The sequence below is a fragment of the Alloalcanivorax sp. genome (assembly GCF_964221125.1).
Lineage (GTDB): Bacteria > Pseudomonadota > Gammaproteobacteria > Pseudomonadales > Alcanivoracaceae > Alloalcanivorax > Alloalcanivorax venustensis.
On record NZ_CAXPXK010000061.1, the window covers coordinates 1 to 22,626 of the forward strand.

Consider the following 22,626-nt stretch of genomic DNA (forward strand, 5'->3'; position numbering starts at 1 on the left):
ACGTCGAGGCCGTGGAACACCACCTGTTCGGCGCAGGGGCTGGCGTCGCGGCGTTCGAAGCGCAGCGACAGCGGTTCGCCGGCGTTGCTCTCGATCACCGCCGGCTCATAGACCCCGTCGTCGACGATAATATCCACCGCGCCGTGAGTGGCGCGCCGTGCCTTGCCGGCGCCGGCCAGCCAGAACCACCAGACGATCAGCGCCATCAGCGCCAGGCCGGAGAGATTGATCAGCCAGCTCATGAGTCGTGCCTCCCCTCGACCGTGTGGCGGTCCGCTTTGTTGGGTTTGAAGAAGCGCAGCCGGTTGGCGTTGCTGACCACGGTCACCGAGCTCAGCGACATGGCGGCGCCGGCGATCACCGGGCTGAGCAGCCAGCCGGTGAACGGGTAGAGCAGACCGGCGGCCACCGGCACGCCCAGGCTGTTGTAGACGAAGGCGCCGAACAGGTTCTGCTTGATGTTGCCCAGCGTCGCCCGGGAGATCGCCATGGCGTCGGCGACGCCGTGCAGCGAGCCGCTCATCAGCGTGACGGCGGCGGACTCGATGGCCACGTCGGTGCCGGTGCCGATGGCGAAGCCCACGTCGGCCTGGGCCAGCGCCGGGGCGTCGTTGATGCCGTCGCCGACCATTGCCACCTTGGCGCCGTCCTGTTGCAGCCGCTTCACTTCGCGGGCCTTGTCCTCCGGCAGCACTTCGGCGAGCACCTCGTCGACGCCGGCCTGGCGGGCGATGGCGTCGGCGCTGGCCTGGATGTCGCCGGTGATCATGATCACCCGCAGGCCGCGCTCACGCAGCCGGCGAATGGCGTCGGCGGCGTCGTCCTTGATGCGGTCGGCGACGCCCAGCACGCCGATAACCCGGTCGTCGCGGGCCAGGAACAGCGGCGTGGCGGCGTCCTGGCTGAGCGCGGCGGCCTGGTCCTGCAGCGCCAGGGTGACCCCTTCCTGCTCCAGCCAGCGGCGGTTGCCCAGCCGCAGGGTGGCGCCGTCGAGCCGGGCGCTGACGCCCTTGCCGTTAAGCGCCTGGAAGTCGCTGACCGACCGCGGCGACAGGCCGCGTTCCTCGGCGGCGGTCATAATCGCCTGGGCCAGCGGGTGTTCCGAGCCGGCTTCCAGGCTGGCGGCCAGCGTCAGCACTTCCTCCTCGGTGTCGCCGTCGGCGGCCAGCACCCGGGTCAGCGCCGGGCGGCCCTCGGTGATGGTGCCGGTCTTGTCCAGCACCACGGTGTCCAGGTCGGCGGCGGTCTGCAGGGCCTCGCCCTGGCGAATCAGGATGCCGTACTCGGCGGCCTTGCCCACGCCCACCATCACCGACATGGGCGTGGCCAGGCCCAGGGCGCAGGGGCAGGCGATGATCAGCACCGTGGTGGCCGCCACCATCATGTGCGAGAACGGCGGCTGCGGGCCCAGATTGAACCAGACCAGGGCGGCGGCCACCGCGATCAGCATGATGGTGGGCACGAACACCGCGGACACCTGGTCCGCCAGGCGCCCGATCGGCGGCTTGGTGCCCTGGGCTTTTTTCACCAGTTCGATGATCCGCGCCAGGGCGGTGTCCGCGCCTACCCGGGTGGCCCGATAGATCAGCGTGCCGCCCTCGTTCAGGGTGCCGGCGGCGACGCTGTCGCCGGGGCCCTTGGCCACCGGCATCGGCTCGCCGGTGAGCATGGACTCGTCCAGCCGGCTGCTGCCTTCTTCCACTTCGCCGTCCACGGCGATTTTCTCGCCCGGGCGCACCCGCACGCGGTCGCCGGCCACCACCTGTTCCACCGGAATGTCCTGTTCGCCGCCGTCACGCAGCACGCGGGCGGTTTTGGCGCGCAGGTCGAGCAGGCGTTTGACGGCGGCGCTGGTCTTGCCCCGGGCGCGCACTTCCAGGGCCAGGCCCAGGCTGATCAGGCCGATGATCATGGCGCTGGCTTCGAAATAGACATGGCGGGCCGCTTCCGGCACCAGCCCCGGCGCCAGCACCACCACCATGGAGTACAGCCAGGCGGTGCCGGTGCCCAGCGCGATCAGCGTGTCCATGTTGGCGTTGTGGTGGCGCAGGGCTTTCCAGGCGCCGACGAAGAACGGCCGTCCGGGCACCGCCAGCACCGCCAGGGTGATCACGCCCACCGCCAGCCAGGCGGCCTGGCTCCAGGTGCCCGGCTGCACCGTCATGCTGCCGCCGAGCAGGCCCCACAGCATCAGCGGCGCGCCCACGCCCAGGCCGTAACCGGTGTGGCGCAGCAGCTGCCGGTAGTGGGCCTGCTCGCGCTCCTCCCGTTCCTGGTCGGCGCGGCGCGGGTCCTCGATCACGCTGGCGCCGTAGCCGGCGCTCTCCACCGCGCGGATCAGATCGCCCGGCGCCGCCCGGCCGCTTACCCGGGCGCTGTGGTCGGCCAGGTTCATGCTCGCCTCGCGGACGCCGGCCACGCCGCCCAGGGCGGTTTCGATGCTGCGAACGCAGGAGGCGCAGGTGGCGCCGGTGATCGCCAGCTGGATGTCGCCGCCGGACCGGGCACTGTCGCTGCCTTCGGATTCGGGCTCCGGCTCCGGCTCGGGCGCCGTTTCCACGCCGTAACCGCTCTCCGCCAGGGCGCGGGTCAGTGCCTCGGGCCGGGCGTCGCCGCGCACGGTGACCGTCTGTTCATCGAGATCCACCTGGACCTCGTCGGCGCCGGGCACCGCCCCGAGGGCGGTCCGGATTTTATTGGCGCAGCCCTGGCAGGTGGCGCCCTGAATCGGCAAGTGATGCGTGCGCATGGTGGTGGCTTCCGTATTGATCAACGGGAACAACGATCAGTGACCAGTGTTAAACCTTGGGGCAACCCCAAGGTCAAGCAAGGCGTTGCGGCGCGCCTGAAAAACGACAAAAAAGCGTGAAAATGAAAACTTTTATAAAAGGGTCATAAAGCGCGAGGCCGGTACTGGTAGAGGGTCGCGGGCAGGTGGATGATGGCGCTCATCCTGATCGACCATTTGAAAGCGAGGACATGGAAATGTTGAAGAAGACCCTGATGGCATCCGCGATCGCCGCGGCTTCCCTGGCCAGCATCAACGCCCAGGCCCAGAGCCAGCAGACCACGCCGGTTCGCGACAACGGCTTCTCGTACACCTACGGTCAGTTCGGTTATGACAACTGGGATTACGACAACGGCCCGGATGTGGACGTGCTCAGCGGTGAAGGCTCCTTCGCCCTGGACGAGCATCTGTTCCTGCGCGGCGGCGCCAGCTTCTATGACGGCGACTACGACAGCCCGGGCAGCGACGACGTGGACGGCAACCGCCTGTACGTGGGCGCCGGCTTCCACACCCCGCTGCAGCGCGGCCTGGATCTGGTCGGTACCGCCGACGTGATCCGTGACGACAACGACTTCAATGACGAAGAGTGGGGCTACGCGGTGAGCGGCGGCCTGCGTCATCAGACCACCGAGGTGCTGGAGCTGTCCGGCGGCGTGCTCTACGAAGATATCTATGACGGTAACTTCGGTGTCTACGGCCAGGGCCTGGTCAATCTGAACCGCGCCTGGGACGTGGGCGCCCGGGTGGCCTTCACCGACGATTCCGACAACATCGGTGTGTTCGGGCGCTACAACTTCTAAGCCCGGACCCGATCCTGCTTCAGGACGAAGACTCCCGCCAAGGAAGGCGGACCAGCGCGGCTACGGCCGCGCTTTTTTTGTTTGTGGGGTGGGCCACAGCCCAACCTAGTCCCCGTGGGCGTGCAGCCACTCCCCGATCGGCGCCCAGCTCTCCGCTTCCACCGCCTGGTCGAGGGCGGCCTCGAAGCCGGGGTAGCCGCTTTCCAGGGCGGCGCGGGCGTCGCCGTTGGCGTCGGCACTCAGCTGCGCCAGGGCGGCGGCCGGCTGGGTGGATTCGAGGATTTCCACGCTGACCGAGGGAATGTACAGGCCTTCCTCGGGCGCGGTGGCCTGGCGGTGGGTCTGGAGCGCGGCGAGGCGGTCGTCCAGGGTTTCCAGGGCGCAGCGCAGCGATGTCAGGCTGAGGCCGTCGTCCCGGTGGAGGGCGTTGAGGTCCGCCTGCAGCTGGTCGGCGGCCAGTTTCAGGTAGGTGCGGCGCCGTTCGCGCAGGGCCGCCGCCGGCTCATCCCCTTCCGCGCGCAGGTCCTTGGCCTGGCGGGGCGCGCCTTCGGCGCCGGCGATCAGCAGGCGGATCGGCTGGAACCCCAGGGCCACTTCGCCGTCGGCGGTGGCGCCTTGCTGGCGGCGCAGGCTGGCGGCGCTGAGCTCCAGGGCCGGGTCGTTGACGATGCCGGAGTCCGGCCAGGCGGGCAGGGCGTCCACATAGGCCGGGTAGAGCGGCCAGGCGTCCAGGCGCTGCAGCGGCGCCTGGCGGTCGCCGGCGCAGGCCTGCGCGGCCAGGCTCAGGTAGTGGCGGTTGAAGGCGTCGTACAGGTCGCGCCAGCGGCGGTCGGCGGTGGCCAGCGTGTCCGCGTCCGGTGCCGCCAGCAGGGCACGCAGCGCGTCGCGCCACTCGCCGCGCCGGCTTTCCAGGGGGGCGCCGCTGTCGGTGGTCAGTTCGAGGGGCCGGTCGGCGTTTTGCGCCGGCGCCGGCGGGCGCGCGGCGGTGTCCTCTTCGGGCGGCCGGTCGCAGCCGGACAGGGCGACCGCGGTGGTGGCGATCAGGACGGCGGCGAGGCGGAAACGGCGGATCACGACGGCGCCCTCAGCGACAGGATCGGCCAGCCCAGTTCCCGGGCGTGGCGTTCCAGGGTCGGGTCCGGGTCCACGGCCACCGGGTGATCCACCTTGCGCAGCAGGGGCAGATCGTTGTGGGAATCGCTGTAGAAGTAGCTGCCCTCGAGCGTTTCCTGGTGTTCGACGAGCCATTCGGAGAGCCGCTCCACCTTGCCGTACTGATAACTGGGGATGCCTTGGACGCGGCCGGTGTAGAGGCCGTCGGCGTCGGTGGCCGCCTGGGTGGCGATCAGCCACGGCACGCCCAGGCGGGCGGCGATGGGCGCGGTGATGAAATCATTGGTGGCGGTGATGATCATCAGGGTGTGGCCGCGCTCGCGGTGGTCGGCGATCAGCTGCTCGGCGGCGGGCAGCCAGATGCTGTCGATCACCGTGTCCATGTAGCGCTGGCGCAGGCGGTCGAGTTCTTCCAGCGGCCGGCCCTTGAGCACGCCGAGCACGAATTCCTGGTACGCGAAGATGTCCAGCCGGCCGTCCTGATAGTCCTGGAAGAAACCGTCATTGGCGGCTTTGAAGCCATCAGCATCAACGATACCCTGGTCGATCAGGAATTCCCCCCAGAGATGGTCGGAATCTCCGGCGATCAAAGTGTTGTCCAAGTCGAAAATAGCCAGTGTCATGGGCCCTCCCCTGTCAGGGTCGCTAGCTTAGCAGAGGCGATGGGCGCACCGTGAACCGGTGCCGGCGATCCGCCTGATTCAGGGCGCCGATTGATTGCCCCGGGCCCGGCAAGGTTTAATGGCAGTAATTGGGGGACGGCGGGCTCTCGTCGTTTCCACGGGATTGAAGACAATGACAGGCATTATTGACGACAAAGGATACCGGCTGAACGTCGGCATTGTGATCGCCGGCCCGGACGGCCGGGTGTTCTGGGGTCGCCGGGTGGGCAACCGCGATGCCTGGCAGTTTCCCCAGGGCGGCATGATGCCCGGTGAAAGCCCGGAAGAGACTCTGTTCCGGGAGCTGGAAGAGGAAACCGGCCTGTTGCGCGAGCATGTGCGCATTCTCGCCACCACCGAAGGCTGGCTGACCTACCGCCTGCCGCGCCGCTTTCTGCGTCCGCCGCGTAACCGCCCCACCTGCATCGGCCAGCGGCAGAAGTGGTATCTGCTGCGTCTGGAGGCGGGCGAAGCGGCCATCGACCTGGCCCGCTCACCGGTGCCGGAGTTCCAGGACTGGCGCTGGGTGAACTACTGGTACCCGATTCGCAAAGTGGTGCACTTTAAGCGCGGGGTGTACGCCCGGGCCCTGCGTGAGCTGGCACCGGCCTTGCGTGCCTTGCAGAAGCACTAGAAGCCTAAGAGGAATCCGCATGCTCGATACCCTGCGCCGCATCGTGCAGGAAGTGAACAACGCGCCTGACATCCCGTCCGCTCTGGATTTGATGGCCAAGCGCGTGCGCGATGCCATGGGCACCGAGGTGTGTTCCATCTACCTTCGCAACAACAGCGAAGAGCGTTACGTGCTGATGGCCTCCGAGGGCCTCAAGCGCGAGGCGATCGGCCGGGTCAGCCTGGGGCTTTCCGAGGGTCTGGTGGGGCAGGTGGGCCTGCGCGAGGAGCCCATCAACCTGGAAGACGCCTTCTCGCACCCGAAATTCCATTACCTGGCGGAAACCGGCGAGGACCCCTTCCACGCCTTCCTCGGCGTGCCGGTGATGCACCACGGTGACGTGCTCGGCATCCTGGTGGTGCAGCAGCGCGATGCGCGCCGTTTCGACCAGAGCGAGGAGGCCTTCCTGGTCACCATCTCGGCGCAGCTGTCGGCGGTGATCGCCCACGCCCACGCCTCCGGCGCGCTGTTCGAACAGCTCGACGCCCACGAGAAACTGCCCACCATCTATGACGGCCAGTCCGGCGCCTCCGGCGCGGCCATCGGCCAGGCGGTGCTGCTGTTTCCGGAAACCGACCTGTCCTCGGTGCCGGACCGGGAAGTGGAGGACGTCAACGCGGAGATCGCCCTGCTCGACGAGGCCCTGGTGCGGGTGCGCCAGGAAATCCGTGATCTTGCCGAGCGCGCCAAGAAGAGCCTGGGCGCCGAGGAACAGGCGCTGTTCGACGTCTACCTGCGCATGCTCGACCGCCACGCCCTGCCCGCCGAGGTGGTCGCGAAGATCCGCGAGGGGCACTGGGCCCAGGGCGCCCTGCGCATGGTGGTGGACGCCCATGTGCACACCTTCGAAATGATGGACGACCCCTATCTGCGGGAACGGGCCGCCGACGTGCGCGACCTGGGCCGCCGGGTGCTGGGGCAGCTGCAGAGCCGCAACCGGCGGCAGATCGAATTCCCGGACGCCTGCATCCTGATGGGCGAGGACATCTCCGCGCCGATGTTGATGGAGATGCCCCAGGAGCGTCTCGCCGGCATTGTCACCACGCGCGGCTCGCGCAACTCGCACATGGCCATTGTTGCCCGCGCCATGGGCATCCCCACGGTGGTGGGCTGCCAGAACCTGCCGCTGAAGAAGCTCGACGGCAAGGAGCTGATCATCGACGGCTTCCGCGGCCGGGTGATCGCCAACGCCACCGCCGAACTGAAGGAACAGTTCCAGGACATCATCGCCGAAGAGAAACATCTGCTGGCGGGCCTGGAAAAACTGCGCGACCTGCCGGCGCAGACCGAGGACGGCCAACGCATCTGTCTGCAGGTGAACACCGGCCTGATGACCGACATCAACCGCTCCATCGAACGCGGCGCCGAAGGGGTGGGGCTGTACCGCACGGAAATTCCGTTCATGGTGCGCGACCGCTTCCCGTCGGAAGAGGAGCAGCGGCTGATTTACCGCGAGCAGCTGTCTCCGTTCGCGCCCCATTCGGTGACCATGCGCACCCTGGACATCGGCGGCGACAAGGCGCTCAGCTATTTCCCCATCGAAGAGGAAAACCCCTTCCTGGGCTGGCGCGGTATCCGCGTGACCCTGGATCACCCGGAGATTTTCATCGTCCAGGTGCGCGCCATGCTCAAGGCTTCGGAGGGCTTCGACAACCTGCGCATCATGCTGCCGATGATCACCAGCGTGTTCGAAGCCGAGGAAGCGCAGCACCTGATCCACCGGGCCTGGCTGGAAGTCCGCGAAGAGGGCGTGGACGTGGCGATGCCGCCGGTGGGCGTGATGATCGAGGTGCCCGCTTCGGTGTACCAGGCCCGGGCGCTGGCCCAGCGGGTCGACTTTCTGTCCGTGGGCACCAACGACCTGACCCAGTATCTGCTGGCGGTGGACCGTAACAACCGACAGGTCTCCGACCTGTACAACTCCTTCCACCCGGCGGTGCTGCACGCGCTGCTGCACGTGGTGGAGCAGGCCCACGAGGAAGGCAAGCCGGTGTCGGTGTGCGGCGAGATGGCCGGCGACCCGGCCTCGGCGTTGCTGATCATGGCGATGGGCTACGACGCCCTGTCGATGAACGCCTCCAACCTGCTGCGCGTCAAAGCCGCCGTGCGCCAGGTCAACATGGGCTTCCTGCGCCGCCTGCTCAATGAGGTGTTGGCCATGGACAACGGCGAGGTGATCGCCTCCTACGTGGACCTGCAGCTCACCAAGGCCGGCCTCGGCGAACTGATCCGCCACCGCAAAAGCGGCTGAGCCCGGACCTTGTGGGAGCGGGCCCCGCCCGCGAAAGGGAGCGAAGCTCCCGGCAGGATCCCAGAGGCCTTTCTAACGGCAGCACAAACAGCGTCTCTGGTATCCCGCCGGGTGGCTATAAGCCACCCTTTCGCGGGCAAGGCCCGCTCCCACAAGACCTGCCCCGACAATGGCGGCGTTAGCGTGCCTGGCTGTAGCGGACCGGGCCGTCGGGCTGGCCGTTCGGCTGCCAGCTCTGCTCGGCCATTTCGATGTGGCCGTCGTCGTGCAGCTGCACCGCCGAGCTGGCGCGGGTGCCGTATTGTTCGGATTGGATGAACACCGGCGCCACCAGGCGTTCCAGTTCCCGGCTGACGCCGGTGTCGGGCAGTTCCGAGTCCGCCGGCTGATGGCGGTCGTTGACCACGTCCAGCAATCCTTCCAGGCCGGCTTCCCGGCCCAGGGCGCGGTCCAGGTTGGCCTTGCCGCGCGCCACCTTGGGCCAGGGCTCGTCGAGCAGGCCGTTGGAGAGGCCGTGCAGGCCGGGGTCCACCGGCCGGGGCGCGGCGCCCCGGTTGCTCAGATACCAGAGCGTGCGGCGGTCACCGACCAGTAAATTAAACCCGGCATAGTGGTGCTGTTCATCGGCCAGGGCGGCGCAAAAGGCTTCCGGGCTGTCGCGGCTTTCCAGAAAGGCCTGGGGCAGCAGCCCCCGGGAGCGTTCGCCGCCGCCCGGTTCGGCGATCGGCTCGCGGAAATTGGTGATCACCGCGAAGCGGCCGTCGCGGTGGATGCCCAGCCAGGTGCCGCCGGCGCGGATATCCAGGCCGCAGAAGACGCCGCCACGCCAGCGCGCCGCCTCGGTGGGGCGGGCGTGGAACTCGTCGCGGTTGGCGGCCACGGAGAGCGGCGTGGCCGCGCCGGGCCGCCAGTCGAATAGCACAATGCACATGGGTAACCGGTTCCCTGGGACATAACAAAACGGGGCTGCTAGCATAACCGCCATTTCCAGCAGGGGACATGAATGACGCTTGTGTTGATCTGCGCCCTGATCGGCGTGTTCGCCGGTTTGCTGGGTGGTGCCCTGGGCCTGGGCGGGGGCGTGGTGATCGTGCCGCCGCTGATCTATCTGTTCCACGCGATGGGGTTCGATGGCGCGGTGGTGGCGCAGATGGCGGTGGGTACCTCGTTGGCCACCATCATCGTCACCGCCGGCAGTTCGGTGCGCGCCCACCATGTGGCCGGTTTCGTGCGCTGGCCGCTGGCCTGGCGGCTGGCGGGGGGCATCGTGGTGGGCGCCTTGCTCGGCGCGGTGGTCGCCGACCGGCTGTCCGGCGCCGCGCTGACCCGCCTGTTCGGCGTGTTCGCGGTGCTGATCGCGGCGCAGATGCTGCTCAGCCGGCGGCGCGCGGTGAGCGCCGGGGACGGCCTGCCCGAGCGGGTGCCCGGCGGCGTCGGCCTGGCCGGGGTGGGCTCGGTGATCGGCGGCATCTCCAGCCTGTTCGGTATCGGCGGCGGCTCACTCACGGTACCCTTTCTGTCCTGGTGCCGGCTGCCGATGCAGAACGCGGTGGCGATCTCCGCTGCCTGCGGCCTGCCCATCGCGCTGGCCGGCAGCGCCGGCTTCGTGGCCACCGGCTGGGGGCGAACCGAATTGCCGCCCTGGAGTCTGGGTTATGTGTACCTGCCCGCGGCCCTGGCCATCGTGGTCACCAGTTTTCCCATGGCGCGGGTGGGCGCGCGGCTCAGCCACCGCTTGCCTTCGGCGACCCTGAGGCGCATTTTCGCCGCCGTGCTGATCGTGATCGGCGTGGAATTGATACTGAACTGACGCGGCCCGTTCCGGGGCCGCGCTGACGGAGTATTGGCATGGAGTTTCCCCAGATCGACCCGGTGGCGATAGCGCTGGGTCCCTTGCAGGTTCACTGGTACGGCCTGATGTACCTGATCGGCTTCGTCGGCGGCTGGTGCCTGCTGATCTGGCGCGCCGGGCGGCCGGACAGCGGCTGGACCCGCGATCAGGTCAGCGACCTGGTGTTCTATGTGGCGCTGGGCGTGATCCTGGGTGGCCGGGTCGGCTATGTGCTGTTCTATAACTTCGGCAAGTTCCTGGACGACCCGCTCTGGCTGTTCGCCATCTGGACCGGCGGCATGAGCTTCCACGGCGGCGCCCTGGGCGTGCTGTTCGCCTTCTGGCTGCTGGCCCGTAAATTCGGCAAACGCTACTTCTCGGTGGCGGATTTCGCCGTGCCGGTGGTGCCCATCGGCCTGGGCGCCGGCCGCTTCGGCAATTTCATCAACGGCGAACTGTGGGGCCGGCCCTCGGACGCGCCCTGGGCCATGGTGTTTCCGTCCGATCCCATGGGCGTGGCGCGCCATCCCTCGCAACTCTATGAATTCTTCCTGGAAGGCATCGTGCTGTTCCTGGTGCTGTGGCTGTACTCGGCGCGGCCACGCCCGGCCGGGGCGGTGACCGGCCTGTTCGGGGTCGGCTATGGCCTGTCACGGACCTTCGTGGAGTTCTTCCGCGAGCCCGACGCGCACCTGGGTTATCTGGCCGGCGGCTGGCTGACCATGGGCATGCTGCTGAGCATTCCGATGATCGTGATCGGCGCCGCCATGATCGCCTGGGCCTACAAGCACGACGACCGTCCGCTGAAGAGAGGCTGACGCCATGAAACAATATCTGGAACTGCTGCACCGGGCCCGGCACGAAGGCACCTATAAGGGCGACCGCACCGGCACCGGCACCTATTCGTTGTTCGGCCACCAGATGCGGTTCGACCTGGCCGAGGGCTTTCCCCTGGTGACCACCAAGAAGGTGCACCTGAAATCGATCATCCATGAGCTGCTCTGGTTTCTGGCCGGCGACACCAACATCCGCTATCTGAAGGAAAACGGCGTCAGCATCTGGGACGAATGGGCCACCCCGGACGGTGATCTGGGCCCGGTCTACGGCGAGCAGTGGCGCTGCTGGCCCACCGTGGACGGCGGCGTGATCGACCAGATCGACGAAGTGGTGGCGGAGATCCGCCGCAACCCGGATTCCCGCCGGCTGGTGGTGAGCGCCTGGAACCCGGCGGTGCTGCCGGACCCGCGCCTGTCGCCGCAGCAGAACGCGGCCAACGGCCGCCAGGCGCTGCCGCCGTGCCACTGCCTGTTCCAGTTCTACGTGGCCGACGGCAAGCTGAGCTGCCAGCTCTACCAGCGCAGCGGCGATATCTTCCTGGGGGTGCCGTTCAATATCGCCTCCTACGCGCTGCTGACCCTGATGATCGCCCAGGTCTGCCATCTGCAACCGGGCGAGTTCGTGCACACCCTGGGCGACGCCCACCTCTACAGCAACCATGTGGAACAGGCGGACAAACAGCTGGCCCGCGCGCCGCGCCCTCTGCCGACCATGACCCTGAATCCGGCGGTCCGTGATCTCTATGCGTTCCGGTTCGAGGACTTCACCCTCGAGGGCTACGACCCGCATCCCGGCATCAAGGCGCCGATCGCGGTGTAACCTCCGCCGCCGTGCAATAAGGAACCACCATGACGTTTCGTCTGGCGATGATGGCCGCCAAGGCCGCCAACAATGTGATCGGGCGCAACAACGCCTTGCCCTGGTACCTGCCCAACGACCTGAAATACTTCAAGAAGGTCACGTTCGGCAAGCCGATCATCATGGGGCGCAATACCTGGGAGTCCCTCAAGGGGCCGCTGCCCGGGCGCACCAACATCGTGATTACCCGCCAGCCGGACTATTCGGCGCCGGGCGCCAAGGTGGTGGCGGATCTGGACCAGGCCCTGGAACTGGCCGGGCATCTGGTGGTGGTGGAAGGGCACGACGAAGTGGTGGTGATCGGCGGCGCCCAGATCTACCGGCTGGCGCTGCCGCGCGCGGACCGTCTCTATCTCACCCAGGTGCACGCGGACGTGGAGGGCGACACCCGCTTCCCGGATTTCGACGCCGCTGAATGGCGCGAGGTGGCGCGGGAGGATTACGCGGCGGAAGGCCCCAACCCCTACGATTACTCGTTTATCGTTTACGACCGGGCTTAGGGGGCGGGTTCAGTAGAGCCCTTTGGTCTCGGCGAGGCGGGCGGCCAGGTCCACCAGCAGACGGCGCCCGTTAGTGTTGAGTTTGTCGGACAGCTCGATCAGTTGGCGGGTGTCCTTGTCGAAGGCGCTGGCCGGATCGCGCAGATGCGGCGTCTTGGCCTTGCCTTCCAGTTCCTCGAACAGTTCGGTGAGCGACATCTCCAGGGCATCGCAAAGACGCCCGAGACGCTGCACCGACACATCCTGCCGGTTGCGTTCGATGCGCGACAGATTGCCCGCGTCGGTGCCCGCCCGAAACGCCACGTCCTCGAGGGTTTCGTCCCTGCGCACGCGCCTTGCTTTGAGAATGCCGCCGATATCCATGCCGCCCAGTATTCGGAATGCGCTCTTGCCTCCTCAATGTGTTAATTGCAATAGCGCAAATTACCGGTATTGCGTATTAGCAAATAGCGGGGCGTTGAGGTTGAATCGGCGCAAGTCGTAATGCCGTTGTGGCGTTGTCGAAACGCCGGGCCGGCGGCCCGCCGGCGTCAGGCTTGCCGGCGACCGCCGGTCAGCACCGGCAGGCCCAGGGCCAGGCGCCGCCGGGCGGTTTCGTACTGACCGCCGGGGTCGCGAACCCGGCGCGGTTTGATCCGCACCGCATCCAGCCGCCGGGCGAATTCGTCCAGCGGCAGCCCCAGGGCGTCGCAAAGCCGCACCAGCTGCACCACGGTCAGTTGCTGCTTGTTGCGTTCGATACGCGACAGGTTGCCGGCGTCGGTGTGGGCACGGGCCGCCACCACTTGCAGCGTTTCGTTCCGGTTCCGGCGCTGCTCTCTAAGAATGCTGCCTACATCCATCATTGCAATTCCCTCTGCGCTTGCGGGTTTTTATACTTTGCGGTTTGCGCATAAGCAATATATATCCATTGCTTATGCGCTAATCCCTATGTTTATACTTTGCGTAGAGGGGTTCTGCAAGGGCATGAATAGGGAATGGACGAGCAACAACGGCGGGATGCCATGGAAACGCTGGCATTGCGGGACCCCGAAGAGACCGGCCGCTGGGATGCGGGGGCCGTGGAGGCCTACCAGCTCAGCTGGCCGGGCAAAGCGGCGATGCTGGCGGCGCTGCGAAGCCCGGCGGCGGCGGTACTCAAACCCTGCCCGGAAGCGAGCCTGGAGGCCGCCCGGATGCCCCACGGCGTGATCGAGGGCGACAACCTGCCGGTGCTCAAGCGTTTGCGAAAACGCTATCTGAAGCGGGTGAAGATGATCTACATCGACCCGCCCTACAACACCGGCGGCGACTTCCTGTACGAGGATAATTTCCGCGCCCGTCGCGGTGACGGCCCCGGCGCCGCCGACGACGAAGGGCGCCGGCACGGGCCCTGGCTGAACATGATCTATCCGCGCCTGGTGCTGGCCCGGGAGCTGCTGCGCGACGACGGGGTGCTGTTCGTCAGCATCGACGACCACGAGGTGCACACCCTGCGGCTGGTGCTCGACGAAATCTTCGGCGCCGCCAATTTCGTCGCCATGTTCGCCTGGCAGTCGCGCACCTCGCGCCAGAACGACACCGACCTCTGCGTGCAGCACGAATACGTGGTCGCCTACGCACGGCGGCGGCGTCAGGCCCAGCGCCGGCTCACCGCCGCCAACGAGGCACTGTGGCGTTCCCTGCCGGGCTTCGCCGCCTACCCGGTGGCGGTGCGGGCGGGGCGCTACCACAATCCGGATAACGACCCGCGCGGGCCCTGGAAGGCGGATCCGTTCGACGCCCCCAACGTGCGTCCGGCGCTCACCTATCCGATCACCAATCCGCTCACCGGCGAGGTGTTCCAGCCGCCGCCCGGACGGTGCTGGCGGACCGGGCCGGAGCGCTTCGCCGAGCTGCAGGCCGACGGCCGCATTCTGTTCGGTCGGAGCGGGCGCGCCCGGCCGCAGCTCAAGGTGTTCCTGAAGGAAAAGCAGCCCTACGGCGAGGTGGCCACCACCTGGCTGGACGGCGCCGCCTTCGGCACCGCGCGCAGCGGCACCCGGGAACTGCAGGCGTTGTTCGGCGCCCGGGTGCCGTTCACCTACCCGAAACCCACCGCCTTGCTGCGCTTTCTGTTGCGGCTGGCCACCGGTCCCGGTGATCTGGTGCTGGATTTTTTCGCCGGCAGCGGCAGCACCGGCCATGCGGTGCTCGCCGAGAATCTCGCCGACGGCGGCGGCCGCCGCTTCCTGCTGGTGCAGCGCGGCGACGCCACCGGCGAGCCGCGCTGGCCGACCATCGCCGACATCACCCGCGAGCGGCTGCGCCGGGCGGCCGAGGCGTTGGGCAGTGAGGAAGGGTTTCGGGCCTGGCGGCTGGTCAGTCCTGGTCGTGCAGGGTCCAGAAGCGGAACGCCACCACGTTGACCAGGGTGGCGGCCAGGCTCACCACCAGGCTGGCCACCAGCAGGACACCGGGATGGTCGCCGAGCACACCCACCAACAGGCTGTTGGTGAAGCCGGCCACGGCGAACACCAGGGTGCCGGCCAGCAGGATCGCCGCCAGCAGGTGCCATTGGCAGGGCCCGCTGCGGGTAAAGGCGGTGCGCAGGGCGTTGAGGGGTGTGTCACCGCGCAGCATCACCCGGAATGGCGCGAAGCACAGCCGGGCGTAGATCCAGAACGCCGGGAAGAACAGCAGCATCCAGCCCACCGATACCGCCAGGGCCATCAGGAAGTAGGTGCCCAGCAGATAGGGAAAGCGCAGAAAGGCGGCAAAAATACTGTGCCAGGGGCCCTGGCCGTCACCGCGCTGAATGATCGACAACTGAAAGATCAGCGCACCCTCGGCGAGCGGCCGCAGCATCATCAGAAACAGCATGCTGGCCGCGTTGAAGCCCACCACCTGGCCGCCGGCGTCGTTGACGATCACCGGCCCCACCAGCCATTGAAACGCCTCGCCGATCAGTGCGAAGGGCGCGCTGATAACGAACAGCGCCGCCAGATGGCGGCGCCAGAAATAGAGTGATTCTTTGAGGCGCTGAAGGATCAAGAGCGGCTTACCACCAGTATTTTCCCCAGTGCTCCGGGTTGGCCCAGAAGCGCGGGTTATTCCATTGGCGGCGGAAATTATAGTCGTCCAGATCGTAGCTGTAGATATCCAGCTCGCGGCCGTCCTGGGCGAAGTGACCTTCCTCGCGGCAGCCCAGAGCCAGGAAACCGTTGTGCGGCCAGCGCAGTTTTTCCGGCGCCAGGCGCGGCTGGTACACCGCCACCATGGAATCGGTGTGCAGATTGCGCAGCAGGCCGAGCAGGGCTTCGCCGTCCTTCTGGTTCATGTATTCAAGCTGGTCGGCGACCACCGCCATATCCACCCGGCGCACGGCTTCCAGCTGTTTGAACGGGTCCAGCTCCTGAATGCTGATCAACTCGCAATCGTGATCGTCGCACCAGTGTTGGGCCACGGGCACGGGGTTGAGACTGACGGTCAGCAGACTGCGCGGCTGATGGCTGTCGAGGATCGCCGCCAGCTTTTCCTGGGGCGTTTCGATGGCTTTTGAGGCGATAGCTGTATTCATAGGGTCAGTCTAGGCGCTTGGAGCGACAAGCTCCATAGCCGCCGGTCGCCAAAGCGGGGCCTTTGAGTCGCCCGCTGTTAAAAATTGTTTGCTCACCGTGCCAGGGTGCTTGACGGTATCGGATTACTTAATGATAATCATTCTCATATTCTTTCGAGCCACGAAACTCAAGGAGAAGCGTCATGACTCAAGGAACCGTTGCACCCCGCCAAGCGAGCGCCCCCACCGTGGCCAAGCAAGGCCGCAGCATCGCCATCAGTGACGACAGCGTGGCGACCAGCGTGGCGCTGCTCAACCGTGACGGCAAGCTGTGGATCGAGCACGGCGGCGAACGCTATTTGCTGCGCCGCACCGCCAACAACCGGTTGATCCTCACCAAATAGCAGAAGGCTCCCCCGTTCTCCCTGACTGTGGAACGCCAGCCGACGCCAGCTGCCCACACCCTGTTACCCCAGGAGGTCCGCTGTGACGGTCACCACTCTGGCGTCCGCCAACGACGTTTCCACCACTTTTCATCATTGCCGCGCCGCCCTTGGCGACCGGGTGCTGCGTCTGCAGGACGAGCCGCTGGCCATCCTCAAGGGGCTCTACCGGCTCGGCGCGCTGGTGGTCACCACCTTCGCCGACGGGGCGCGGGTGTCCCAGTCGATGCGCTATCCCACCCTGCTGGACGAGGAGGCCTGCCTGGAATCCCGCGGCGAGCAGTGCCGGCTCAGCCAGCAGTTGAACCTGCCCCTGTGGCATTCGGTGATGGCGGTGCTGGCGCCGGTGGCCGACCTGCCGGCGCGCAGCCTGCTGTTCTTCGACCGCTACGGAGCACCGGTGCAGCAGATGGCGGTGGCGCCGGAAACCGGCGGGCTGGCGTTCGAGGAACTGGTCTGCGCGATGCTGCATCCGGACCAGCGCCAGCTGGGCGCGCCGCCGCCGCGCCGCGACCGTCGGGCCGCCTCGCCGGCGGTGGCCGAGCTGGAGCGGCAGTGGTCGCAACTGGATGACGACGGCTTCCGCGACCTGATGGCCGGCCTCGGCGACCGACGCCAAGTGCTTTACCAGGCGGTGCGCGATAAGTTCGCCTGCCCGGTGCGCATGGAAACAGTGCCGGCGCTGCTGGCGCTGGCCGGTCAGCGCCAGCATGCGTATACCGTATGCACCGGCAACAACGGCGTGCGCCTGTGTCTGAGCGCGCCCTGGTCGCCGCCGCGCTGGCAGAAGGGCCACTGCCATCTGGCCCACAACGGTGTGCTGGTGTCGCTGGATATGGGCCGGGTGGCCAGTGTCTGGCGGCTGCGCCGGCCCGGGCCCGGCCGCGTGGTCACCGCCCTGGAAGGGCTCGACGCCCAGGGCCGCTGGCTGTGGACCCTGTCCGCCGGCGACGACGAAGACGCCTGGCTGGCGCTGCTCGCCGACAGCCTGATCCGCGAAGGCGCCCCTGGTGAGCGGATGGCTTAGAAGTGGTCGTCGAACTCGGCCAGCAGGGCCACCAGGTTATCGGTGTCCTGGGGGAACTCCTTGAGGGCTTCCTCGGCCATGGGGGCCACGTCGCACTGCGCCGGTAGCGGATGCTGCTCGGCGAGCAGGGCGCGGAAGCGGGCGATGAACACCCACTGCAGCCACTGGCTGAAATCCATGCGGTCGGCGAAGAACGGCGTGCTGCTTTCGAACGCTTCCGGTTCCGGGGGGTGGCCTTCCCACAGGCCCAGGGTTTGCAGTTCGCTCTGCATGTCGTCGAGCAGGGTCTTCAGTTGGCCGCGGGTATCGGTCATGGGTCTCGGCTTCAGTTGTTGGCGTCAGTCATCGAACAGGGGCAGCAGGTCGGTCAGTTCGCGCAGATGGTGAATATGGTGCTCGGGTTTGTCCAGGTCGCCGGGCCAGCGCAGGTCGATCAGGTTGGCCCACACCGCGTGGAAGCCGTGCTGGCGCGCCGCGTCCACATCTTCCACCGGGTGGTCGCCCACGTGCAGTGCCTGCTCGGGCCGCACGCCGGCGCTCAGCAGGGCGGCCTGGAACATGTCCGGGTCCGGCTTGCGCCGGCCGATGCTCTCGGCGGAGTGGTGGAAGCCGAACAGCTCGCGGATGCCGATCCGCTTGAGGTCGGCGTTGCCGTTGCTGAGCGCCCCCAGGGTGTAGCTGTCCGCCAGGGTTTCCAGCACTTCCAGCGCGCCGGGAAAGAACGTCACCCGGTTGCGGGCGTCGTGGAACACCTGAAAGGCGTCGGCGGCGATGTGGCGCGCTTCCTTTTCCTTGAAACCGGCGTCGATGAAGGCCCGGGCCATGGCGTCGCGGCGCAGGCGGGTCAGGTTGTTGAGGTAATCCGGGTGCGCGCGCACCAGCTCGTCGCGCACCGTGCGCACCCGCTCCGCGGTGAGCGCGGCGGCGGCCGAGGGGTGGTGCTCGGCGATCCAGTCGCTGCAAGTCTTTTCCGCCTGCCGTATCACCTCGTCCACCGGCCACAGGGTGTTGTCCAAGTCGAAGGTGATCAGTTTCAGTCCGGTCATGGGCTCAATAATAAGGGGTTGCGGGTCAGTCGTCTTCCTCGCGCCGCTGGGCACGGGGGTGGGCGCCGTCGTAGATCCTGGCCAGGTGCTGGAAATCCAGATGGGTATAGACCTGGGTGGTGCTCAGGTTGGCGTGGCCGAGCAGCTCCTGCACCGCGCGCAGGTCGCCGGAGGACTCCAGCACATGGGTGGCGAAAGAGTGGCGCAGCTTGTGCGGATGCAGGTTGTCGTCCAGGCCCCGGGTCAGCGCCGCCCGGCGCAGCCGCTGCTGCACGCTGGAGGGGCTGATGCGCCGACCGCGCCGGCTCAGGAACAGGGCCGGCTCGTCGGCGTCGGCGGTGAATAGGGGGCGGGCCTTCAGCCAGGCGCGCACCGCGTTCAGCGCCGGGGTGCCCACCGGCAGCCAGCGGGTCTTGTTGCCCTTGCCGGTGACCACCAGCTGGGCGCCGGCCAGGTCGATGCTGTCCAGGTTGAGGCTGATCAGCTCCGCCAGTCGCAGCCCGCAGGCGTACAGCAATTCCAGCATCGCCTGGTCGCGCAGGCCCAGCGGGCCTTCGCCGCCTTCCGCGTCGAGCAGCTGGCGGGTCTGGTCCGCGTCCAGGGCCTTGGGCAGGCGCCGGCCGCTTTTCGGCGCGCGCACGTCCAGCGCCGGGTTGTCCCGGGCCAGGCCTTCGCGGTTCATCCAGGTGTAGAAGGTGCGCAGGGTGGAAAGCAGACGCTGCAGGCTGCGCCCGCCCAGACCCTGGCGGTGCAGCCGCGCCACCAGGGCGCGCACGTCGTGCACCGTGACTTGGGTCCAGGGCGGCAGATGGGGCGCCGCCCGTTCCAGGTCGCGCCGGTAGTGTTTGACGGTATGCGGGGACAGCCGCCGTTCGCTGGCCAGGTGGCGCACGAAGGCGGTGAGGGTGTCGTCGCCGCGCTCAGGCACGTTGCGCCTGGCGCGGCGAGGCCGGCCGGCTGACATCCACCAGCCGGCGGCTGAGCACCTGACCGATATGGGTGATGAACAGGGTGCCCATGGAGCTGCGGAAATGCATGGCGTCGCGGCTGCCGATGGCGAGAATGCCGAGCCGGCCATTGTGCTCCAGCGGCACCACGGCGGCGGAGCGCACCTGCTCGGCCTGGTCCTGGAACAGCGCCTGCAGCTCTTCGCCGCGCAGCACGCCGCACACCGCCTTGCCGGTACGCAGCAGCGGCGCCAGCGGCTGCGGCAGGTCGTCCGGGTCGACGAAGCGCACCTGCTTGCGCACTTCGCCGAGCAGCTTGGCTTCCCGGTCGTGCAGCAGCAGCGCCACGGTATCGCAGCGGAATTCCTCTTCCAGGCTGCGCAGCAGCTGGCGCAGCAGCTTGTCGGTGCTGCGCGCTTCCAGCAGCGCCAGGGTCAGGCGGCGGGTGTGCTCGAACAGTTGGTCGTTTTCCCGGGCCACGTCGATCAGGCCGTTGAGCCGCTCACGCAGCTCCTGGTTGCGCTCGCGCAGGATCGCCGCCTGGCGCTCCAGCAGCGAAACCGCCGGGCCGCGCGGGTCCGGCAGGCGCATCAGTTCCAGCAGGTCGGAGCGCTGCTGGAAGAATTCCGGGTTCTGGCGCAGAAAGGCGGCCACCTTGTCGGCGCTCAGCTTGGTGTCGTCGGTCATGCCGAAGGCTCCGTGGTGGGGCCCTGGTCCGAGGGCGGGCCCGCTACGTCGATTTCGCCATCATAGACACGGCTGGCGGGGCCTGTCATCCGGATGCCGCCGCTGCCGTTGTAGTGGACCTGCAGGTCGCCGCCGGCCAGATGCACGGTGACGGTGTCGTCGAGCAGCCCCCGGCGCTGGCCGCACACCACCGCGGCGCAGGCGCCGGAGCCGCAGGCCAGGGTCTCGCCGGCGCCGCGCTCGAACACCCGCAGGCGGATCTCGCGGCGGCTGACGATCTGCATGAAGCCCACGTTGACCCGCTCGGGGAACTGCTCGTGGTGTTCCAGCTCCGGGCCCAGGGTGGCCACCGGGGCGTTGTCCACGTTCTCGGTGAGCATCACCAGATGCGGGTTGCCCAGGCCCACCGCCGAGATCTCGTAGGCGTTGTTGCCCGACACCAGCACGTAGGTGTCCGCTTCCTGTTTGGCGAGGAACGGGATCGCCTCCGGCGCCCAGAGCGGCGCGCCCATGTCCACGGTGACCAGGCCGTCGTCGGTGACGTTCAGGGTCATCTCGCCGGCGGCGGTTTCCACCCGGATGCGGTGCTTGTCGGTGAGCCCTTCGTCGCGCACGAAGCGGGCGAAGCAGCGCGCGCCGTTGCCGCACTGGCTCACTTCCGAGCCGTCGGCATTGAAGATCCGGTAGCGGAAATCCACGCCCTCGTGGCGCGGCGGTTGCACCACCAGCATCTGGTCGAAGCCGACCCCGAAGTGCCGGTCACCCAGGCGGCGCAGCTCCGCCACCGATAACGGCGGGCCGTCCTCGGGCAGCGGCTGGTCGCAGCCGTTGAGTACCAGAAAGTCGTTGCCCAGGCCGTGCATTTTGGTAAAGCGCAGTCGCATGGCGGCGTCCGGAGTCGGGTTACGGGAAAGCGTTATTGTAAGGCCGCGGGCCGGTTAGGAACAGCGGTGAAGGAGACGCTACAATGCAGCCCCCAATCTTTCGGATGCCTCATGCTTTCCTATCGTCACAGCTACCACGCCGGAAACTTCGCCGATGTGCTCAAGCACCTGGTGCAGGTGTCGGTGCTCGACCATCTGCTGCTCAAGGACAAGCCGTTCGTGGTGCACGACACCCACGGTGGTGCCGGGGTCTATGAGGTGGCGTCCGAGCACATGCAGAAGACCGGCGAATACCAGGAGGGCATCGCGCGTCTGTACGGCGCCAGCACCGGCCTGCCGGCGATCAACCGCTATCTGAATCTGGTCGGCCGCTTCAGCCGGCCCGGCGGGCTCAGCCATTACCCGGGCTCGCCGGCGATCAGCGCGGCGCTGCTGCGCGACCAGGACCGGTTGCAGGTCACCGAGCTGCACAGCACCGACGCGGCCCTGCTGGAGGCCCATTTTCGCGGCGACCGCCGGGTGCGGGTCTACAAGCAGGACGCCTGGGCGGGGGTCAAGGCGCTGCTGCCGGCGGCGCACAAGCGCGGCCTGGTGCTGGTGGACCCGTCCTACGAGTTGAGCGGCGACGACCGCGCCACCGTGGCCGGCGTGCGCGAGGCGGTGAAACGGTTCAACACCGGCTGCTTCGTGGTCTGGTACCCGATGCTGCAACGGCGCCGGGCGGATTATCTGGCGCGCGGCCTGATGGGGCTGGCGGACAAGCACCTGCGGGTGGAGTTGAATGTGCTCAATGACGGCGCCGCCCGGGGCATGACCGGCTCCGGGCTGGTGGTGCTCAATCCGCCCTGGACCCTGGCCGGGCAAATGGAGGAAGCGTTGCCGTTCCTGCACGGCAAGCTGAGCCAGGGTGGCGGGGGTTACCGGCTGGAGAGCGATGCCGGCGTGCTGCTGGAGCACGCCGCCCGCTAACGGCTCAGGGCAGCAGGGTTTCCAGCCGCAGCTGCTCGTCCACGGTTTCGCGGGCGCGCACCAGGAACGCCTGGTCGCCGTCCACCATCACTTCCGCGGGCCGGTTGCGGCTGTTGTAGTTGCTCGCCATCACGAAGCCGTAGGCGCCGGCGGAGCGCACCGCCAGGTAGTCGCCGGCCTCCAGCGCCAGTGCCCGGTCCTTGCCCAGGAAGTCGCCGGTTTCACACACCGGGCCGACGATGTCCCAGTCGCGGCAGTCGGCGTCGTGGGGGGTCACCGGCACGATCTCCTGCCAAGCGGAATACAGGCTGGGCCGGATCAGATCGTTCATGGCGCCGTCCACCACCGCGAAGTTGCGGTGCTCGGTGGGCTTGAGAAACAGCACCTGGGTGATGAACAGACCGGCGTTGGCGGCGATCGAGCGGCCCGGCTCGATGTGCACCGGCAGGTCGCCGGGGATGTGCTTGAGCAGCGCTTGCACGTAGTCGGAACGGGCCGGCGGCGTCTCGTCCTGGTAGGTAACGCCCAGGCCACCGCCCAGATCCAGGTGGTGGATCTCGATGCCCAGAGCCTGCAGGTCGCCGAGCAGTTTCATGCATGATCGATGGCTTGTCCGACGCGGGATCTCGCAATGCGAATTTCGTCCGTGAGTTCCTGACGCGGGAGGGCATCAAGGTGGTGGGGGAAGATACCGGTGGCTACAAGGCCCGAAGACTTGAGTTCTGGCCCGGAAGCGGACGTGCGCGGATGAAATATGTCTCGCAAGCCGTGCAGATCGGAAGAGCGTCGTGTA

At 67.7% G+C, this 22,626-nt stretch carries 25 protein-coding genes and 2 pseudogenes; 12 read left to right on the plus strand and 15 right to left on the minus strand.

Going from position 1 to position 22,626, the window contains the following annotated elements; translation table 11 throughout:
* Together ACEQZD_RS07730 and ACEQZD_RS07735 are read right to left on the minus strand one after the other, a co-directional pair.
* Positions 1-242: cupredoxin domain-containing protein (locus ACEQZD_RS07730; RefSeq protein ID WP_370184795.1), on the minus strand; the 242-nt coding region annotated here is incomplete at its 3' end.
* Positions 239-2,749: a heavy metal translocating P-type ATPase gene (locus tag ACEQZD_RS07735; RefSeq protein ID WP_370184797.1), complete on the minus strand. Its 2,511-nt coding sequence runs from the start codon at positions 2,747-2,749 to the stop codon at positions 239-241. The genes ACEQZD_RS07735 and ACEQZD_RS07730, both read right to left, overlap by 4 nt.
* Before the next feature lie 236 nt (positions 2,750-2,985).
* Between ACEQZD_RS07735 and ACEQZD_RS07740 the strand changes: the two genes are divergently transcribed.
* Positions 2,986-3,588, plus strand: a complete 603-nt coding sequence (locus ACEQZD_RS07740; protein ID WP_194855196.1) for an outer membrane beta-barrel protein — start codon at positions 2,986-2,988, stop codon at positions 3,586-3,588.
* 105 nt (positions 3,589-3,693) lie between these two features.
* Here the strand turns inward: ACEQZD_RS07740 and ACEQZD_RS07745 are convergent, their stop codons facing one another.
* Positions 3,694-4,662, minus strand: a complete 969-nt coding sequence (locus ACEQZD_RS07745; RefSeq protein WP_335629479.1) for an imelysin family protein — start codon at positions 4,660-4,662, stop codon at positions 3,694-3,696.
* Complete coding sequence (locus ACEQZD_RS07750; protein WP_335629478.1) at positions 4,659-5,324, minus strand: HAD family hydrolase; 666 nt, start codon at positions 5,322-5,324, stop codon at positions 4,659-4,661. The genes ACEQZD_RS07745 and ACEQZD_RS07750 overlap by 4 nt, the downstream gene beginning before the upstream one ends.
* A gap of 172 nt (positions 5,325-5,496) precedes the next feature.
* Here ACEQZD_RS07750 and ACEQZD_RS07755 point away from each other — a divergent pair, with 172 nt between their 5' ends.
* Both ACEQZD_RS07755 and ptsP read left to right on the plus strand, forming a co-directional pair.
* Positions 5,497-5,997, plus strand: coding sequence for an RNA pyrophosphohydrolase (locus ACEQZD_RS07755; RefSeq protein ID WP_067612855.1), 501 nt, complete (start codon positions 5,497-5,499; stop codon positions 5,995-5,997).
* Positions 5,998-6,016: 19 nt separating this feature from the next.
* Positions 6,017-8,287 carry a phosphoenolpyruvate--protein phosphotransferase gene (gene ptsP / locus ACEQZD_RS07760; protein WP_370184800.1) on the plus strand — a complete coding sequence of 757 codons (2,271 nt, stop codon included), beginning with the start codon at positions 6,017-6,019 and terminating at the stop codon, positions 8,285-8,287.
* A gap of 178 nt (positions 8,288-8,465) precedes the next feature.
* Here ptsP and ACEQZD_RS07765 read toward each other — a convergent pair whose 3' ends face one another.
* On the minus strand, positions 8,466-9,218 hold the full coding sequence (locus tag ACEQZD_RS07765) for an NRDE family protein (RefSeq protein ID WP_370184802.1): 753 nt from the start codon (positions 9,216-9,218) through the stop codon (positions 8,466-8,468).
* Positions 9,219-9,290: 72 nt separating this feature from the next.
* Here ACEQZD_RS07765 and ACEQZD_RS07770 point away from each other — a divergent pair, with 72 nt between their 5' ends.
* Genes ACEQZD_RS07770 through ACEQZD_RS07785 form a run of 4 tightly spaced genes read left to right on the plus strand, consistent with a single transcriptional unit; the run spans position 9,291 to position 12,313 of the window.
* Positions 9,291-10,097 carry a sulfite exporter TauE/SafE family protein gene (locus ACEQZD_RS07770; protein ID WP_335629666.1) on the plus strand — a complete coding sequence of 269 codons (807 nt, stop codon included), beginning with the start codon at positions 9,291-9,293 and terminating at the stop codon, positions 10,095-10,097.
* Between the two features lie 38 nt (positions 10,098-10,135).
* On the plus strand, positions 10,136-10,936 hold the full coding sequence (gene lgt / locus ACEQZD_RS07775) for a prolipoprotein diacylglyceryl transferase (protein ID WP_142949166.1): 801 nt from the start codon (positions 10,136-10,138) through the stop codon (positions 10,934-10,936).
* A 4-nt stretch (positions 10,937-10,940) separates the two neighbouring features.
* A complete protein-coding gene (locus ACEQZD_RS07780) occupies positions 10,941-11,774 on the plus strand; it encodes a thymidylate synthase (protein ID WP_335629665.1) in 834 nt (277 codons plus the stop codon).
* A gap of 29 nt (positions 11,775-11,803) precedes the next feature.
* Entirely contained in the window at positions 11,804-12,313 is a 510-nt protein-coding gene (locus ACEQZD_RS07785; RefSeq protein ID WP_142949164.1) for a dihydrofolate reductase, read from the plus strand.
* A gap of 9 nt (positions 12,314-12,322) precedes the next feature.
* Here the strand turns inward: ACEQZD_RS07785 and ACEQZD_RS07790 are convergent, their stop codons facing one another.
* Both ACEQZD_RS07790 and ACEQZD_RS07795 read right to left on the minus strand, forming a co-directional pair.
* Positions 12,323-12,643: a helix-turn-helix domain-containing protein gene (locus ACEQZD_RS07790; protein WP_370184805.1), complete on the minus strand. Its 321-nt coding sequence runs from the start codon at positions 12,641-12,643 to the stop codon at positions 12,323-12,325.
* A gap of 200 nt (positions 12,644-12,843) precedes the next feature.
* Complete coding sequence (locus ACEQZD_RS07795; RefSeq protein WP_194855189.1) at positions 12,844-13,158, minus strand: helix-turn-helix domain-containing protein; 315 nt, start codon at positions 13,156-13,158, stop codon at positions 12,844-12,846.
* A gap of 132 nt (positions 13,159-13,290) precedes the next feature.
* Here ACEQZD_RS07795 and ACEQZD_RS07800 point away from each other — a divergent pair, with 132 nt between their 5' ends.
* Positions 13,291-14,700, plus strand: coding sequence for a DNA methyltransferase (locus ACEQZD_RS07800; RefSeq protein WP_142949161.1), 1,410 nt, complete (start codon positions 13,291-13,293; stop codon positions 14,698-14,700).
* Here the strand turns inward: ACEQZD_RS07800 and ACEQZD_RS07805 are convergent.
* Both ACEQZD_RS07805 and ACEQZD_RS07810 read right to left on the minus strand, forming a co-directional pair.
* Entirely contained in the window at positions 14,654-15,325 is a 672-nt protein-coding gene (locus tag ACEQZD_RS07805) for a hypothetical protein (protein ID WP_370184807.1), read from the minus strand. The two genes, ACEQZD_RS07800 and ACEQZD_RS07805, sit on opposite strands and share 47 nt — an antisense overlap.
* Before the next feature lie 7 nt (positions 15,326-15,332).
* Complete coding sequence (locus tag ACEQZD_RS07810; protein ID WP_142949159.1) at positions 15,333-15,851, minus strand: DUF6231 family protein; 519 nt, start codon at positions 15,849-15,851, stop codon at positions 15,333-15,335.
* Positions 15,852-16,033: 182 nt separating this feature from the next.
* Between ACEQZD_RS07810 and ACEQZD_RS07815 the strand changes: the two genes are divergently transcribed.
* Complete coding sequence (locus ACEQZD_RS07815; RefSeq protein WP_142949158.1) at positions 16,034-16,234, plus strand: hemin uptake protein HemP; 201 nt, start codon at positions 16,034-16,036, stop codon at positions 16,232-16,234.
* 82 nt (positions 16,235-16,316) lie between these two features.
* The gene (locus ACEQZD_RS07820) at positions 16,317-17,300 is read left to right on the plus strand and encodes a hypothetical protein (RefSeq protein WP_370184810.1); all 984 of its coding nucleotides are present in this window, start codon (positions 16,317-16,319) and stop codon (positions 17,298-17,300) included.
* Here ACEQZD_RS07820 and ACEQZD_RS07825 read toward each other — a convergent pair.
* The 5 genes from ACEQZD_RS07825 to dapF are packed head-to-tail and all read right to left on the minus strand — an operon-like array spanning position 17,297 to position 20,864.
* Positions 17,297-17,614, minus strand: a complete 318-nt coding sequence (locus ACEQZD_RS07825) for a YqcC family protein (RefSeq protein WP_194855186.1) — start codon at positions 17,612-17,614, stop codon at positions 17,297-17,299. The genes ACEQZD_RS07820 and ACEQZD_RS07825 overlap by 4 nt on opposite strands.
* Before the next feature lie 24 nt (positions 17,615-17,638).
* A complete protein-coding gene (locus tag ACEQZD_RS07830) occupies positions 17,639-18,346 on the minus strand; it encodes an HAD family hydrolase (RefSeq protein WP_335629660.1) in 708 nt (235 codons plus the stop codon).
* 25 nt (positions 18,347-18,371) lie between these two features.
* Complete coding sequence (gene xerC, locus ACEQZD_RS07835) at positions 18,372-19,274, minus strand: tyrosine recombinase XerC (RefSeq protein ID WP_370184812.1); 903 nt, start codon at positions 19,272-19,274, stop codon at positions 18,372-18,374.
* Entirely contained in the window at positions 19,267-19,980 is a 714-nt protein-coding gene (locus ACEQZD_RS07840) for a DUF484 family protein (RefSeq protein ID WP_370184814.1), read from the minus strand. Before ACEQZD_RS07840 ends, xerC begins: the two co-directional genes overlap by 8 nt.
* On the minus strand, positions 19,977-20,864 hold the full coding sequence (gene dapF, locus ACEQZD_RS07845; RefSeq protein ID WP_194855182.1) for a diaminopimelate epimerase: 888 nt from the start codon (positions 20,862-20,864) through the stop codon (positions 19,977-19,979). The genes ACEQZD_RS07840 and dapF overlap by 4 nt, the downstream gene beginning before the upstream one ends.
* 111 nt (positions 20,865-20,975) lie before the next feature.
* Between dapF and ACEQZD_RS07850 the strand changes: the two genes are divergently transcribed.
* Positions 20,976-21,833: a 23S rRNA (adenine(2030)-N(6))-methyltransferase RlmJ gene (locus tag ACEQZD_RS07850; protein WP_194855181.1), complete on the plus strand. Its 858-nt coding sequence runs from the start codon at positions 20,976-20,978 to the stop codon at positions 21,831-21,833.
* Between the two features lie 4 nt (positions 21,834-21,837).
* Here the strand turns inward: ACEQZD_RS07850 and ACEQZD_RS07855 are convergent.
* Positions 21,838-22,428 (minus strand): annotated as a pseudogene (locus ACEQZD_RS07855) (diaminopimelate decarboxylase); the annotation flags it as partial.
* Between the two features lie 2 nt (positions 22,429-22,430).
* On the opposite strand from ACEQZD_RS07855, the pseudogene ACEQZD_RS07860 reads away from it, so the two are divergent.
* Positions 22,431-22,626, plus strand: a pseudogene (locus tag ACEQZD_RS07860) (hypothetical protein); the annotation flags it as partial.

Excerpts from the sequence above, each read along its gene's own strand:
- ACEQZD_RS07810 (WP_142949159.1), bottom strand. The coding sequence starts at position 15,851 with ATGAATACAGCTATCGCCTCAAAAGCCATCGAAACGCCCCAGGAAAAG.
- ACEQZD_RS07735 (WP_370184797.1), bottom strand. The coding sequence starts at position 2,749 with ATGCGCACGCATCACTTGCCGATTCAGGGCGCCACCTGCCAGGGCTGC.
- ACEQZD_RS07840 (WP_370184814.1), bottom strand. The coding sequence starts at position 19,980 with ATGACCGACGACACCAAGCTGAGCGCCGACAAGGTGGCCGCCTTTCTG.
- ACEQZD_RS07770 (WP_335629666.1), top strand. The coding sequence starts at position 9,291 with ATGACGCTTGTGTTGATCTGCGCCCTGATCGGCGTGTTCGCCGGTTTG.
- ACEQZD_RS07750 (WP_335629478.1), bottom strand. The coding sequence starts at position 5,324 with ATGACACTGGCTATTTTCGACTTGGACAACACTTTGATCGCCGGAGAT.
- ACEQZD_RS07755 (WP_067612855.1), top strand. The coding sequence starts at position 5,497 with ATGACAGGCATTATTGACGACAAAGGATACCGGCTGAACGTCGGCATT.
- ACEQZD_RS07765 (WP_370184802.1), bottom strand. The coding sequence starts at position 9,218 with ATGTGCATTGTGCTATTCGACTGGCGGCCCGGCGCGGCCACGCCGCTC.
- ACEQZD_RS07815 (WP_142949158.1), top strand. The coding sequence starts at position 16,034 with ATGACTCAAGGAACCGTTGCACCCCGCCAAGCGAGCGCCCCCACCGTG.
- ACEQZD_RS07795 (WP_194855189.1), bottom strand. The coding sequence starts at position 13,158 with ATGATGGATGTAGGCAGCATTCTTAGAGAGCAGCGCCGGAACCGGAAC.
- ACEQZD_RS07740 (WP_194855196.1), top strand. The coding sequence starts at position 2,986 with ATGTTGAAGAAGACCCTGATGGCATCCGCGATCGCCGCGGCTTCCCTG.
- ACEQZD_RS07780 (WP_335629665.1), top strand. The coding sequence starts at position 10,941 with ATGAAACAATATCTGGAACTGCTGCACCGGGCCCGGCACGAAGGCACC.
- ACEQZD_RS07825 (WP_194855186.1), bottom strand. The coding sequence starts at position 17,614 with ATGACCGATACCCGCGGCCAACTGAAGACCCTGCTCGACGACATGCAG.
- lgt (WP_142949166.1), top strand. The coding sequence starts at position 10,136 with ATGGAGTTTCCCCAGATCGACCCGGTGGCGATAGCGCTGGGTCCCTTG.
- ptsP (WP_370184800.1), top strand. The coding sequence starts at position 6,017 with ATGCTCGATACCCTGCGCCGCATCGTGCAGGAAGTGAACAACGCGCCT.
- ACEQZD_RS07800 (WP_142949161.1), top strand. The coding sequence starts at position 13,291 with ATGGACGAGCAACAACGGCGGGATGCCATGGAAACGCTGGCATTGCGG.
- ACEQZD_RS07830 (WP_335629660.1), bottom strand. The coding sequence starts at position 18,346 with ATGACCGGACTGAAACTGATCACCTTCGACTTGGACAACACCCTGTGG.
- ACEQZD_RS07785 (WP_142949164.1), top strand. The coding sequence starts at position 11,804 with ATGACGTTTCGTCTGGCGATGATGGCCGCCAAGGCCGCCAACAATGTG.
- ACEQZD_RS07850 (WP_194855181.1), top strand. The coding sequence starts at position 20,976 with ATGCTTTCCTATCGTCACAGCTACCACGCCGGAAACTTCGCCGATGTG.
- dapF (WP_194855182.1), bottom strand. The coding sequence starts at position 20,864 with ATGCGACTGCGCTTTACCAAAATGCACGGCCTGGGCAACGACTTTCTG.